The following is a 12,447-nucleotide window of genomic DNA, read 5'->3' on the forward strand; positions in this document are numbered from 1 at the left end:
CCGGGCGCTGACGCCCAGGATCGCGGTCGCCATGGCCGCGTTCATGAACCTGGCCGGCGCGTTCCTCGGGCAGGGGGTCGCCGAGACCGTCGCCGAGGGGCTGATCGACGCGCCGACCGGCGGGGGCGCGCTGATCATTCTCTTTTTCGCCCTCGTCGGCGCCATCACCTGGAACCTGGTGGGCTGGTGGTACGGCCTGCCGGCGTCCTCCTCGAACGCGCTGGTCGGCGGCCTGGGCGGCGCCGCGCTCGCCGCGCCCGTGGCCCCGGCGCTCTCCTCGTGCGGCTTCCTGCCCGCCGACCGCTCCGACCGGCTGAGATTCATGTTCTGGGGCTCCACGCACGAGGACGCCGGCGTCAGCGCCGTCAGCGAGCAGTTCTCCGGTGAGCCCGGCCACCTCGACGTCGACACCGAACTGGTCAGCTTCACCACCTTCGAGACCAAGATCAACACCCTGATCGCCGCCCGCCAGGAGCCGGACATCAGCTATGTCCCCGCCTCCATCTCCATGCGCCTGGGCGCGGGCGGCCTGCTGGCCAACTTCCTCGACCACCGCGACCGGTTCGGCCAGCTCGACGACTTCCTCCCCGAGGCGATCCACTACTGGAACGACGAGGGCGCGGTCTTCCACACCGCCATCGAGGTCATGAACGTCTGGTACAACACCGAGATATTCGACGAGGAGGGCCTCCCCGCGCCGCCCTCCCGCTCCGAGGACGCCTGGTCCTGGGACGCCCTGGTCGACGTGGCCGAGCGCCTCACCCTGGACGAACAGGGCCGCCGCCCCGGCGAGTCGGGCTTCGACACCTCCCAGGTCCGCCAGTACGGCATGGTCGCCCCGACCTGGCCGTCCGTCGCCTTCTACGCCCTGCTGCGCGGCAACGGCGCCGACCTGTTCAACGAGGACGGCACCCGCTGCGTGGTCGACTCGGACGCCGCGGTCGACGTGTTCACGGCCATCTCCGAGCTGATCTACGACCACCGCGTGGCCCCCAGCCCCACCCAGCTCACCTCGTTCAACTCCGGCCTGGCGCTGATGCTCCAGTCCCGCCGCGTCGCCATGTCGCTCGACGGCTACTGGAACCTCCTCGACCTGGCCGCGGCCGGATTCCCCTACGGCGTCGGCGTGATGCCCAGGTTCGGCGACGAGCCGCTCACCTGCGTCACCTCGGGCGCCACCTGCGTCTTCAACCGCACCGAACACGCCGAGCAGGCCGTCGAGTTCTACCTCCAGATGGCCGACCCCGCCCAATGCCCGCTGTACGAGCAGGGGTTGTGGATGCCGATGCAGCGCTCCTACTACACCGACCCCGCCCTCCTCGACAGCTGGTGCAAGACCGACATCCACCCGCCCAACTTCGTGGAGAGCGTGGTCGAACCGCTGCTCAACCACTCCGTGCAGGAGCCGCACTACCGCATCAAGGAGAGCGCCACCGTCTTCTCCCGCCTCGCGCCCGGCCTCGACGGCATCTGGCTGGGCAACGTCCGCGGTCGCGACGAGATCGCCCGCCACCTGCGCGGCGTGGCCGAACGCGTCACGCCGTTCCTCACCGGCGTCTACCCCGACGTGCGGAGGGCGTGATGGCGGCCACCGCTGACACCCGGGCGAACACCCCGGCGAACACCCCGGCGAACACCCCGGCGAACACCGCCTCGCGCACCCCGGCGAAGGCCAGGAGCGGCCTCGCCCGCATGGAACAGCGCTGGGGCATGCTGTTCGCCCTGCCCGTCGTCGCCGGCTTCCTCCTCTTCACCGCCGGGCCGATGCTGGCCTCGTTCGTCATCAGCCTCACCGACTGGACCATCGGCGGAAAGACCAGCTGGGTCGGGCTCGACAACTACCAGCGCATGTTCGGCGAGGACGACCTGTTCACCAAGTCGCTGCGCGTCACCCTCTATTACACGATGCTGGCCGTCCCCCTGACGCTGGTCGCCGGGTTCGTCGTCGCCCTGCTGCTCAACCGCGACATCAGGGGCCGCGGCCTCTTCCGCGTCCTCTACTACCTGCCGGTCCTCGTCCCCAGCGTGGCCGGGGCGGTGCTGTGGACGTGGATCTACAACCCTGAATTCGGCCTGCTCAACCAGGTGTTGCGCGGCATCGGCCTCCCCACCTCCCAGTGGATCTACGACTCGTCCTCCGCCGTCCCCTCCCTGGCCATCATGGCCGCCTGGGGCTTCGGCAACGCCGCCGTCATCTTCCTCGCCGGGCTCCAGGGCGTGCCGCGCCACCTCTACGAGGCCATCGAGACCGACGGCGGCGGCCCCTGGGCCAAGTTCCGCTATGTCACCGTCCCCATGATGACGCCCACCATCTTCTACAACCTGGTGATGGGCCTCATCGCGACCTTCCAGGTGTTCAACGAGGCGTATGTCATGACCAGCGGCGGCCCCGACAACGCCACGCTCTTCTACAACTTCTACCTCTACCGCACCGCGTTCACCGAGGGCCGCCTCGGCTACGCGAGCGCCCTGGCCTGGATTCTCTTCCTCCTGGTCCTGGTCGCCACCTCCCTGGTGTTCCGCTCGGCACGCCGATGGGTCTACTACGAGTCGGGGGAGGCGCGTTGAGAACGACCCTCAGCCGTGCGCTGCTCCACCTGGTGGTGGCGGCGGGCGCCGTCATCACCCTCTTCCCGTTCCTCTGGCTGGTCCGCAGCGCCCTCATGGAGGACGGCCAGATCTTCGTCTCGCCGCCCGAGTGGCTCCCCGACCCCTTCGCCTGGCACAACTTCTCCGACTCGCTGACGGCCCGCCCCTTCGGCCGCTACTTCCTCAACACCCTCACCATCGAGGCCGTCGTCGTCCCGGGCGTGCTGCTCGTCGGCGCGCTCTCCGCGTTCGCCTTCGCCCGCCTGCGCTGGCGCGGCCGGAACCCGGTCTTCGCCGTGCTCCTCAGCGCGTTGATGCTGCCGTACGCGGTGACGCTGGTGCCGACCTTCATCGGCTGGCAGCACCTCGGCCTGGTCGGCACCTATGTGCCGCTGACGCTCCCCGCGTGGTTCGGCGTCGGCCAGATCGGCAGCATCTTCCTCATGCGGCAGTTCTTCCTGACGATCCCCCGCGAACTGGACGACGCCGCCTACATGGACGGCGCGAGCCCGTTCACCGTCTTCTGGCGGATCGTGCTGCCGCTGTCCAAGCCGGTGCTGATCGTCGTCGGCATCTTCACCTTCATCGGCGTGTGGAACGACTTCCTCAACCCGCTGATCTACCTCGCCGACACCAACCGCTTCACGCTGGCACTCGGCCTGGCGTCGTTCCAGGGCGTCTACTCCGCCCAGTGGGGCTACCTGATGGCGGCGTCCACGGTGGTGATCGCCCCGATCATCGCGGTCTTCTTCCTCGCGCAGCGGCACATCCTGGAGGGGATCACCCTCACCGGCCTCAAGGGGTGAACGCCGGAACCGGTCCTCAGCCCTTCGGCTGGGTGAAGCGGACGTGGTTGCCGAAGGGGTCGCGGAGGCCGCAGTCGATCCCGTAGGACTGATCCGTGGGCCCGTCGACGAACTCGACCCCCCGGGCCCGCAGCGTCTCGTACGTCTTCCGGCAGTCGTCGGTGCTGAAGATGAGCGTGCCGCCCGTCGCGCCCTTGGTCACCATCTCGCGGACCTGCTGCGCCGTCTCCTCGGACAGCGCCGGCGGGCCCGGCCGCTCCAGCAGGATGTGCCGCCCCGGGTCGCCGGGGACGCTCACGGTCAGCCAGCGCATGAAGCCCAGGTCGACATCCGCGCTGATCTCCAGACCGAGCTTGCCGACATAGAAGTCGAGGGCCTCGTCCTGGTCGAGAACGTATATCTGTGAGTGTGTGATCGCGTTGAACATGTGCGTCACGCTACCGGGCGAGAACGGACGAAAACTTATCCGAAACTGCTCAGGTATGTGGCCGCGTCCACGCCTTCGTGAAGCAGGTCGGCACACCCGTGGCCACGGCTTCCCCGCGGTACACCCTCGGCGACCGGCCGACGATGCCGGTGAACGTCCGGCTGAACGTGCCCAGGCTGCCGAAGCCGACGTCGAAGCAGATGTCCGTCACGCTCCGGTCGGTCTCCCGCAGCAGGTACATCGCCCGCTCGACCCGGCGGCGCTGGAGGTAGCGGTGCGGCGTCTCGCCGAACGTGGCCCGGAACGTGCGCGTGAAGTGCGCCGGGGACACATGGGCGATCCGGGCCAGGGCCGGGACGTCCAGCGGCTGCGCGTAGGAGTGGTCCATGGCGTCCCTGGCCCGGAGCATGCGGCGGTTGGACTCCTCGGCGGCGCGGCTCACGGTGCCATCACACCACGCTCACTCCCACCTCGCGGATTCCGGGTCCACGCCGTGGACCTCGGCGTTCGCGAAGATCACATCGCGCAGCCAGACGGTCAGACCCGGCTCGACCGCGTCGTAGTACTCGGCCCACCCGGCCTCGTCGACGAACATCCGGCCGAGGCAGACCTGCATCGCGTGCGTGCAGTCGAAATATCCCGACATCAGCGCGCGGTGCCGCTCCGCGAGGGCGTTCGCCTCCTCGGAGCCCGGCGCGAGGCCGGCACGCATGGCGGCGCCGAGGTCGGCGATCAGCGCGTCGGTCCGCGCCGCGACCCTCTTCCAGTCCTCCGGTGTCCTCTCCGCGGCACGTTCGGCGTACTTCCACTGGATCAGGTGGAACACCGGTGCGGGTCCGCCTGTCGGCAGCCGACCCCGGCCCGATCCGGCAGCATGGGGAACCGAGCCAACGCGGGCAGAGCGAGGAGACCGAGCATGCTGGAGAAGAATCTCGATGAACTCAGCCGCGTCGACGGACGCTGGGCCTTCGGAGCCCTCGGGGCTGATCAACGAGGCGCGTTCGTCGGCGACTTCACCTTCGCGCTCGTGGGCGTCCGGCGCACCTACGAGGTGGAGCCCTTGGCGGAGGTCGTCCGCACGTGGTGGCTGGTAGCCGGAGGAGCGGCGGACGCGGCGGATGCCGAGTGTCACCGCTCCCGCCGGGACGCCACCATCACCCGGCGCCCCCACCCGCCTCAGCAGGACCCCACTCGCTGGGTGGACCGGACAGGACCCGCCGTCTACACGGCTCTCGATGCGGATGAACGGGCGAAGTTCGAGCTGGACTTCGCGGGCGCCGCCGACCTTGCGGAGCAGACGTACGACCACCGGCACCTCCTCCACGTCGTCCACGCCTGGTGGACGCCCGCATGCCGCAACGCCAATCCGGAACACCTGGCCATCGACGCGGACTTGGTCCGACGCATCGAGTCCGGCGACACCAGCATGCTGATCAGCGACGACGGGGAGTAATACAGCGTGTACTCGATCCGCTACGTCGATGTGGCCAAACGCCAGCGGGCCGGGCTCCCCCCGGAAGCCCGCACAGCGCTGGAGAGAATCCTCAAGGAGATGCGCGCCGACCCGTACAAGGCGGCCCGGAAGGGGCGCGACGGCGTCTGGTGGCGCGACTTCGGGCCGGGCAGCCAGATCATGTATCTGATCTCCGACCACATCATCACGGTCACTGTGCTCCGGATCACCGTGGTCTGAGTCGGCGCTGCCCGCGCCCCTTGGCGCGATTGCCCGAGTTCAGGACGGCTTGATGTGGGCGAGGAACGCGTCCCAGGATCGGGCTGGGACGGCCAACTCCGGCCCGTCCGTGAGCTTCGAGTCCCGGATGGGAACGGTCCCCGTGGTGGCGGCCACCGCCGGGGCCCATTCGACACAGTGGCCGCCATCACCATTGCTGTAGCTGGACTTGACCCACTCGCGAATCTCGCTCATTTTGGCAGCGCCTCCATGACAGATTTGATGAACGTGGCCGACTCCGCGGGTGGCAGAGCATGCGACCTGAGCCGATCGTATGCGCGTGCACGGGTGTTGACACGTTCAATATCCTCCATCAGCGTCCCGGTGGAGATGCCCTCCTCGTAGGCGTAAGTCTTGCCGTCGTCCAGCGTCATCAGGGTCAACATGCCGGTCCCCAACAGCCCATGGGGTCCGTGCGCGAACGGCATCACTTGCACCACCGTGGAAGGCGTGCTGACCGCGTCCAGGAGAGTATGCAACTGTTCGCGCATCACCTGCGGTCCGCCCATGGGACGCCTCAGGGCTGCCTCATCGACGATCGCGCAGTAGTCGAGCCGGGAATCCGGTTGCAAGAGCCGCTGCCGGAGGACTCGGGCGTCAACCTTCTCCTGTACCTCCTCGTCGCTGGCGCGGCTGTTGTGTGCACGGAACAGCGCCTCGGCGTAGCGCGGAGTCTGGAGAAGACCAGGTACGAGCGGCCCTGCGTACTCCCTGATGATGCTGGAGCGCGATTCGAGTTCCAGGGAGCGTCGGTACTGCTCCGGATGGATCTCCTTGCTGACGAGGCCATACAACCGGGCGAAGTGGCCGTCTGTCTTGAAGACGCGGTCGAACTCCTCCGACAGCCCCGGTGGCGGCATTGATTCGGCAGTTTCGATCCTTCCCAACTGGCTCTTGCTGCATGGCACTTCACCGGCCAGTTGCACCAGGGACATCTTGGCCTTGGTGCGGAGACGCCGCAGATCAGCGCCGTAGAAGTGCCGTGCTGACCGGTCGGGAGTCAGCTCGCTGGGCTCGAACTTCATGGGCCACCTCATCCCTGCTTGTCGATAGGGACGACTCCTCTCTGTCAAGGAGTGTTCCCGCCACGTAACGATGGCTATACAACCAGTAAGCGAGCAACTTCGGAAGGCCACGTGATGACAACGCAAATCGCCGTAAACGACGCGTACGAACTCGTCCACCAGCTCCGTGCGGCTTTGGCGGAGCGCAGCGTCGTGCTGCCGTCGCTCGGCGTTGACGCGATGCTGCCGGAACGGCCGTTGGTGGAGCTGGGGCGGTGCAATCTCGCGACGGCGCGGGCGTTGATCGAGGCATTGACCGTGGAGGCCCGGTGAGCGAGCGGACGCTCCTCGCGACGCGGCGTTACTGCCGACTCTGCGCGGAACCGGGGGAGTTCGGGCCGTTCGTGCCCGGCGAGCCCTACACCGGGCTCTGCCCGGGATGCGTGACGGCCGGGCGGCCGACGCGGGCCGGGCTCGAACGGGCCGTGGTGATCGTCGCCCGGCAGAACCTCGCCGCCGTCGAGTCCGTCGTCCTGCCGCTCGCCACGCCCGATGAACTGACCTACTACGTCTGCACGTTGAAACGGAGCCTGTGCAGCTTGCTGCAACTCTTCGCGCGCGTCGGGGGCGAGGGCCGTTGAACCGCCCGCCCGTCCGCCCGATGAGCGCCGGGGTCGTCGTCTCCGTGGAGGTCGACGCCGCGACGATCCGGCGGGGGGACCAGGTGATGATCGGCAGCCAGGTATTCGTCGTCGGCGACATGGTGGCGACCCACGGCGGCGGGAAGCGGGTGGAGTTCACCTCGGGGGAGTCGTTCACCCTCCGCCGGACCACGGTCCTGTGGGCCAGCCGCCGGGTCGACCCCCGAAGGCGCGGCCGACCGGAGGCTTGACCCTGACGCCAGGGTCAAGGCCTAGCGTCCGGGCCATGGAAGAGACGCACACCCTCGACGGCCGGGCGGTTCTCCTCACCGGGGGTGGCACCGGGATCGGCCGTGCCACGGCCCGGCGGTTCGCCGCCGCCGGCGCCGACGTCCTCGTCGTCGGCCGGACCGCGGAACGCCTGGCCGAGGCCGCCGAACAGCACCCGCGCATCCGCGCGTTCGTGGCCGACGTCGCGGCGCCGGACGCCCCCGGCTCCGTCGTGGCCGCCGCGCTCGACGCGTTCGGCCGCATCGACGCCCTGGTCAACAACGCCGCGATCACGCGTCCGGCGCCGCTGGGGGAGATCGACCGGAAGGTCGCCGAGGAGCAGCTCGCCACCAACCTGCTCGGCCCGGTGTTCCTCACCCAACGGGCCCTGCCGCACCTGGAACCGGGAGCCACCGTCGTCAACGTCACCTCCAACCCGCCCTATTACGGCTGGCCGGGCAACTCGGTCTACGGGTCCACGAAGGTCGCCCTCGACTTCCTCACCCACACGTGGGCCGTCGAACTCGCCCCGCGCGGCATCCGCGTGGTGTCCGTGGCACCCGGCGTGACGCGGACGCCCGTGCTCCACCACGCCGGGTTCTCGGACGAGCGGATCGCCGCGGCGGCGGATGAACTCCTGGCCCGCATCCCGCTCCGGCGGCTGGCCGAACCGGACGAGATCGCCTGGTGGATCGTGAACGCCGTGCGCCCGGAAGCCGGTTATCTCACGGGTACGGTGATCCGTGTCGACGGCGGTCTTGGCGCGGGGGGATGAGGACGGTGCGATGCTGATCGGAGAGCTGGCGAACGAGGCCGGCACCACCGTCCGGGCGCTGCGCTACTACGAGCAGCGGGGCCTGCTGCACGCCCGGCGGGCGCCGAACGGCTACCGGGAGTATGACGCGGCGAAGGTCATCCGGGTGGGCAACATCAGGCTGCTGCTCTCGATCGGCCTCACCGCGGACGACATCCGCTCCTTCCTGCCCTGTCTCGACCGGGAGATCGCCGAGGGCCCCGTGTGTCCCGCGAGCGCGGAGGTCATCGCCCGCAGGCTCGCGCACGTGGAGGAGAGGATCGCCGCCCTGGACACCGTCCGCTCCCGGCTGGCCGAGGCACTCGCCCAGGCCGGGGAAGGCGGGCCCGGCCCCGGTCAGCTGCCCGCCGACGGGGCCCGGCGGGAGTCGGCGATCAGGCGGAGCTGACCGATCTCGGCGACGTTCTTCATCAGCTCGGCGTTCACCCAGGCCACCATGTGGGCGACGGTGTGCGCCGGGTCGTTCGGCCAGGGGAAGGGGGCGGTGGCGTTCAGCTCCTCCTCGGTGAGGCCGTCCAGGACGGTCAGCCACTCCTCGCGCAGTCCGCGCAGCCACGCGATGGCCGCCTCGCCGTCGCCGGGCCAGGTGACCTCGGTCCGCTCCCGGGGCGCACGCCCGCGCGCGTGGTCGAGGGTCACGCCCCACCACCAGCCGATGTGCCAGCTGACCCAGCCGATCGTGGGCACCGGGATCGGATCCGGCTCGGTGTCCGCCCAGTCCGGGACCCAGCCGCCACCCTCGGCGCCGGGCCGCACGGTCCAGCACAGGGGGCCCGGCTCCCACAGGAAGTCCTCGGGCCTGAGACGTTCGAGGTGGTACTCGAAAAGCGACCAGGTCAGGTCGAATTGCCAGCGCAGCAGGTCGCGGCGGGAGGTGTTCTCACTCACCGGCCCGACCCTGCCCCGGCCCCACCCCCACCGGCCAACGGTTAACCGCCCCGCCTCAGTACAGGTAGCTGGTGTTGCCGCCGAGCGAGGCGGCGAGCGTGGCGGGCGTGGGGGGGGTGGCGGGGGCGGCGGAGACCTGGAAGCCGCTGGTGCGCGGGTCGGTGGTGCCGTCGCCGAGCTGGCCCTCCGCGTTGTGGCCCCAGGTCATCACACGGTCGGCGAAGACGGCGACCCCGTGGCGGGATCCGGCGGCGAGGCGGCGGGCGCCCTGGAGGGCGGCGATCCGCACCGGCCTGGCGCGGTCGGCGCGCGTGGCGGTGGACAGTTCGAGAAGCTGCCCGAACTGGTTGTGCCCCCACCCGAGGACCGCGCCCTCCGAGGTGAGCGCGTAGGTGTGGTGCGCGCCCGGGGCCAGCGCCGCGATGTCCTCGACCCCCACCACGTCGACCGGCGTGGTGGCGCTCCTCGTCGCGCCCGTCCCCAACTGCCCGTACTGGTTGTACCCCCACGCCTTGACCGTCGCGCGCCAGGTCAGCGCCAGCGCGTGCTGGCAGCCCGCCGCGACGGCCGCCACATCGGTCAGCCCCGACACCTGGCGGGGCGTCGCGCTGGTGGCCCGCCCCCCGTTGCCCAACTGCCCGTGCAGGCCGCGCCCCCACGCGTAGACCTGGCCGTTCTCCAGCAGCGCCAGGCTGAAGTCGCAGCCGGCCGCGACCCCCTTCACCCTTCCCAGGCCGAGGACCGGTTCGGGCGCGGCGCGCCAGCTGCCCGTGCGGTTGGTGCCGAGCTGGCCCCAGGAGTTGTCCCCCCACGCCAGCACCTGCCCCGCCGCCTCGAGCGCCAGCGCGTGCGCCCCGCCCGCGGCGACGTCCACCACGCCGGTCAGGCCGGGCACCGGCGCCGGGACCGCGCCGCGGCCACGGCCCCAGGACCGCACGGTGCCGTCACTCAGCAGCGCGAGGGCGAACGCGTCGGACGAGGACGAGCCGCCCGCCGACAGCTTCGCCACCTCGCCCCGCACCAGCCCGGTCACCGGTCCGGGGGAGAGGCCGTCGGCGGTGGTCCCGTCGCCCAGCTGTCCCACGCGCCCCGCGCCCCAGCTCAGGACGGGCTCGCTCCAGGAGTCCGGGAGCCCCGAAGAAGCGGTCATGGCCCTCAGTCTCATCCCCCGGAAGGGGGAGGGAGCGCGGAGCGGGGGAGGTTCCCCCGATCGGGTGAGGGCGCGGGGGTGTCAGGCGCTGCCGACCGGATCCGAGTCGTGGTCGAGGCGGGCCAGGAGCTGGTCGCGGTGGAGCTCGGCGACCGGCGCCGTGAGATCCGGGTGGCGCAGCAGGGCCGCGGCCTGGCGATCGCGTTCGGCCGGGAAGGTCAGGCGGCGGAACTCGTGCTCGCCGCCGTCCACGGCGGCGACCGCCTGCCGCGCCAGTTCGGGCGAGATCAGCAGGCAGGCCGCCCAGCTCGCGACCGTTTCGTCAACCCAGCTCCGCCAGGCGAACTCCTCGCCCTCCGGCAGAACGGTGTCCGCGCCGACGACCCAGTCCAGGTGGGCCGAGCCGCCGGGCCCGGCCATGGTGACCAGCGCCGCGTCCATCGCGGTGGGGTAACGCAACCACGCCGCGACGGTGACGGCCTGGCGGGCCTGCACCTCGGCGAGAACCTCGTTCAGCGGACCGTCGGCGGCGGGATAGGCACGGAGTAGCCACTGGCAGGTGGCGGCTATGACCGGCGAGAGATCGGCGCACACGGATGGACTTCCTCGTGCAGCAGGTGTGGGGGAGAGGTGAACCGAGCGCAAGCGTACCGGCCGGGAGTGCCACCGCATCAGTCCAATGGCGGTATCCGACGTGCGCCCGGATGTCGAACGCCTGCACGGTGTCGGGGGCGGGACATCCCGGCCGTCCCGCGCCGCACACCCCTTCTTCCGGAGCGGAGAGCACCATGACACCAGCCCGAACGGCCATCACCGCACTGGCCTCCCTCCTCCTCGCGGGCGCCTCGGGGGGAGCGTCCCCCGGAGCCGCCCAGGCGCAGAGCACGCTGTCCGAGACCGACGAGACATTCATCACGTCCGCTCATCAGGGCAACCTCGCGGAGATCGAGGCGGGCCAGGACGCCCTGCGGAACGCGACGACCGAGTGCGTCAAGGAGGTCGGCGAGACGCTGGTCATCGACCACCGGCGGCTGGACGACTCGCTCACGGCGCTGGCGGGGCGGCTGGAGGTTCCGCTGCCGGACGAGCCGACGCCCGAGCAGGAGAAGGCGCTCGCCGACCTTCAACCCCTCGCCGGCACCGCCGAGTACGACGAGCAGTGGCTGCTCACCGAGGAGGCGGCGCACGAGGAGACGCTGGCGCTGATCGACGAGGAGATCAACGAGGGCGAGGACGCCGAGGTCATCGCCGCGGCGGAGGCGGCGCGGCCGGTGATCGAGATGCATCTGGCGATGGTCGAGGGCGGCGTGTGCACGGCCCATCCGGACGAGCAGGGCGGCTGAACGAGCACCGAACGCGCACATCGGCCGGGGGAGTTCGACGTTTCCCCGCGGTCCCGGGCGGTTACCCGGGAGGGCACGCGGTGCCAAGCCCACAAGTGCCCAGACGTCGAAGGAGACCGCCATGGGACACGGCGGAGACATCATCCATGAACTCACCACGGACCACCGGGAAGTCGAGGGCATGTTCTCCGACATCGAATCCCTTCCCCCCGGCGAGCCCCGGCGCAAGGAGCTGGCGGACCAGGTGACGATCGAACTGGTTCGGCACTCGATAGCCGAGGAGCAGCACCTCTACCCGGCCGTGCGGGAGCACGTTCCGGAGGGGGACCGCATCGCCGACAGGGAGATCGAGGATCACGCGGCGGCGGAGCGCCTCATGAAGGAACTGGAGAACTGCTCGGCGGCGGCCCCGCTCTTCGACCGGCTGATCACCGCGCTGATGATCGAGATCCGCGAGCACCTCCAGGACGAGGAGGACCACCTCTTCCCCCTGCTGCGGCAGTCCTGTTCGCCCGAGGCCCTGGCGGAGCTGGGCGACAAGGCCCGCCGCGCCAAGCGGCTGGCTCCGACTCGGCCCCACCCGTCCGCCCCTGACACGCCGCCGCTGAACAAGCTGCTGGCGCCGGGGGTGGGCCTGGTGGACCGGGCCCGCGACGCGTTGACGGGCCGCGGCACCCACTGACGCGTCCCGCGGGCGCCGGGGATCGACCCCCCGCCCGCCGGTCCCCGCCGGCTGACCTCGGGCCGGGGACCGGCGGGCGGGGGCCTGGCCCTGTCTCTTCT

General features: G+C 70.6%; 20 protein-coding genes and 1 pseudogene. 13 read left to right on the forward strand and 8 right to left on the reverse strand.

The features are described 5' to 3' along the window. The 4 genes and pseudogenes from ADY01_RS40805 to ADY01_RS24235 all read left to right on the forward strand — a co-directional run. Positions 1 to 262 (forward strand): annotated as a pseudogene (locus ADY01_RS40805) (inorganic phosphate transporter); the annotation flags it as partial. A 60-nt stretch (positions 263 to 322) separates the two neighbouring features. Beyond that, the gene (locus tag ADY01_RS24225) at positions 323 to 1,582 is read left to right on the forward strand and encodes an ABC transporter substrate-binding protein (protein ID WP_234320387.1); all 1,260 of its coding nucleotides are present in this window, start codon (positions 323 to 325) and stop codon (positions 1,580 to 1,582) included. Next, complete coding sequence (locus ADY01_RS24230; RefSeq protein ID WP_199826296.1) at positions 1,582 to 2,568, forward strand: carbohydrate ABC transporter permease; 987 nt, start codon at positions 1,582 to 1,584, stop codon at positions 2,566 to 2,568. Before ADY01_RS24225 ends, ADY01_RS24230 begins: the two co-directional genes overlap by 1 nt. Further along, a complete protein-coding gene (locus tag ADY01_RS24235; protein ID WP_199826297.1) occupies positions 2,565 to 3,395 on the forward strand; it encodes a carbohydrate ABC transporter permease in 831 nt (276 codons plus the stop codon). Before ADY01_RS24230 ends, ADY01_RS24235 begins: the two co-directional genes overlap by 4 nt. 16 nt (positions 3,396 to 3,411) lie before the next feature. Here ADY01_RS24235 and ADY01_RS24240 read toward each other — a convergent pair whose 3' ends face one another. Genes ADY01_RS24240 through ADY01_RS40810 form a run of 3 tightly spaced genes read right to left on the reverse strand, consistent with a single transcriptional unit; the run spans position 3,412 to position 4,648 of the window. After that, positions 3,412 to 3,822: a VOC family protein gene (locus ADY01_RS24240; protein WP_049577633.1), complete on the reverse strand. Its 411-nt coding sequence runs from the start codon at positions 3,820 to 3,822 to the stop codon at positions 3,412 to 3,414. Between the two features lie 49 nt (positions 3,823 to 3,871). Continuing rightward, a complete protein-coding gene (locus ADY01_RS24245) occupies positions 3,872 to 4,264 on the reverse strand; it encodes a helix-turn-helix domain-containing protein (protein ID WP_199826298.1) in 393 nt (130 codons plus the stop codon). 18 nt (positions 4,265 to 4,282) lie between these two features. Continuing rightward, positions 4,283 to 4,648 (reverse strand): TipAS antibiotic-recognition domain-containing protein, encoded by a 366-nt coding sequence (locus ADY01_RS40810; RefSeq protein ID WP_234320385.1) that lies wholly within the window; start codon positions 4,646 to 4,648, stop codon positions 4,283 to 4,285. 90 nt (positions 4,649 to 4,738) lie between these two features. Between ADY01_RS40810 and ADY01_RS40815 the strand changes: the two genes are divergently transcribed. After that, complete coding sequence (locus ADY01_RS40815; protein WP_049577636.1) at positions 4,739 to 5,275, forward strand: DUF6247 family protein; 537 nt, start codon at positions 4,739 to 4,741, stop codon at positions 5,273 to 5,275. Positions 5,276 to 5,281: 6 nt separating this feature from the next. Further along, positions 5,282 to 5,515 (forward strand): hypothetical protein, encoded by a 234-nt coding sequence (locus ADY01_RS24260; protein WP_049577638.1) that lies wholly within the window; start codon positions 5,282 to 5,284, stop codon positions 5,513 to 5,515. Positions 5,516 to 5,554: 39 nt separating this feature from the next. Here ADY01_RS24260 and ADY01_RS24265 read toward each other — a convergent pair whose 3' ends face one another. Then, on the reverse strand, positions 5,555 to 5,749 hold the full coding sequence (locus tag ADY01_RS24265; protein ID WP_049577640.1) for a DUF397 domain-containing protein: 195 nt from the start codon (positions 5,747 to 5,749) through the stop codon (positions 5,555 to 5,557). After that, positions 5,746 to 6,579 carry a helix-turn-helix domain-containing protein gene (locus ADY01_RS24270; protein WP_049577675.1) on the reverse strand — a complete coding sequence of 278 codons (834 nt, stop codon included), beginning with the start codon at positions 6,577 to 6,579 and terminating at the stop codon, positions 5,746 to 5,748. The genes ADY01_RS24265 and ADY01_RS24270 overlap by 4 nt, the downstream gene beginning before the upstream one ends. Positions 6,580 to 6,693: 114 nt before the next feature. Here ADY01_RS24270 and ADY01_RS24275 point away from each other — a divergent pair, with 114 nt between their 5' ends. Genes ADY01_RS24275 through ADY01_RS24295 form a run of 5 tightly spaced genes read left to right on the forward strand, consistent with a single transcriptional unit; the run spans position 6,694 to position 8,671 of the window. After that, positions 6,694 to 6,891, forward strand: a complete 198-nt coding sequence (locus tag ADY01_RS24275; RefSeq protein ID WP_049577678.1) for a hypothetical protein — start codon at positions 6,694 to 6,696, stop codon at positions 6,889 to 6,891. Then, complete coding sequence (locus ADY01_RS24280; protein ID WP_049577643.1) at positions 6,888 to 7,199, forward strand: hypothetical protein; 312 nt, start codon at positions 6,888 to 6,890, stop codon at positions 7,197 to 7,199. The genes ADY01_RS24275 and ADY01_RS24280 overlap by 4 nt, the downstream gene beginning before the upstream one ends. A gap of 20 nt (positions 7,200 to 7,219) precedes the next feature. Further along, positions 7,220 to 7,450: a hypothetical protein gene (locus ADY01_RS24285; RefSeq protein WP_049577645.1), complete on the forward strand. Its 231-nt coding sequence runs from the start codon at positions 7,220 to 7,222 to the stop codon at positions 7,448 to 7,450. 35 nt (positions 7,451 to 7,485) lie between these two features. Next, positions 7,486 to 8,244 (forward strand): SDR family NAD(P)-dependent oxidoreductase, encoded by a 759-nt coding sequence (locus ADY01_RS24290; RefSeq protein WP_049577648.1) that lies wholly within the window; start codon positions 7,486 to 7,488, stop codon positions 8,242 to 8,244. Between the two features lie 10 nt (positions 8,245 to 8,254). Then, a complete protein-coding gene (locus ADY01_RS24295) occupies positions 8,255 to 8,671 on the forward strand; it encodes a MerR family transcriptional regulator (protein WP_078900558.1) in 417 nt (138 codons plus the stop codon). Here ADY01_RS24295 and ADY01_RS24300 read toward each other — a convergent pair. The 3 genes from ADY01_RS24300 to ADY01_RS24310 form a co-directional block, all read right to left on the reverse strand. Continuing rightward, a complete protein-coding gene (locus tag ADY01_RS24300; RefSeq protein ID WP_049577652.1) occupies positions 8,620 to 9,171 on the reverse strand; it encodes a DinB family protein in 552 nt (183 codons plus the stop codon). The two genes, ADY01_RS24295 and ADY01_RS24300, sit on opposite strands and share 52 nt — an antisense overlap. Positions 9,172 to 9,226: 55 nt before the next feature. Then, the gene (locus ADY01_RS24305) at positions 9,227 to 10,321 is read right to left on the reverse strand and encodes an RCC1 domain-containing protein (RefSeq protein ID WP_234320386.1); all 1,095 of its coding nucleotides are present in this window, start codon (positions 10,319 to 10,321) and stop codon (positions 9,227 to 9,229) included. An 81-nt stretch (positions 10,322 to 10,402) separates the two neighbouring features. Further along, a complete protein-coding gene (locus ADY01_RS24310) occupies positions 10,403 to 10,915 on the reverse strand; it encodes a hypothetical protein (protein WP_049577660.1) in 513 nt (170 codons plus the stop codon). A gap of 194 nt (positions 10,916 to 11,109) precedes the next feature. On the opposite strand from ADY01_RS24310, the gene ADY01_RS24315 reads away from it, so the two are divergent. Together ADY01_RS24315 and ADY01_RS24320 are read left to right on the forward strand one after the other, a co-directional pair. Further along, positions 11,110 to 11,664: a DUF4142 domain-containing protein gene (locus ADY01_RS24315; RefSeq protein WP_053171153.1), complete on the forward strand. Its 555-nt coding sequence runs from the start codon at positions 11,110 to 11,112 to the stop codon at positions 11,662 to 11,664. Between the two features lie 121 nt (positions 11,665 to 11,785). Beyond that, positions 11,786 to 12,346: a hemerythrin domain-containing protein gene (locus ADY01_RS24320; RefSeq protein WP_049577663.1), complete on the forward strand. Its 561-nt coding sequence runs from the start codon at positions 11,786 to 11,788 to the stop codon at positions 12,344 to 12,346. The last annotated feature ends 101 nt before the right edge of the window (positions 12,347 to 12,447 follow it).

This window comes from Streptomyces sp. SBT349 (assembly GCF_001083795.1).
In the GTDB taxonomy this organism is placed as follows: Bacteria; Actinomycetota; Actinomycetes; order Streptomycetales; family Streptomycetaceae; genus Streptomyces.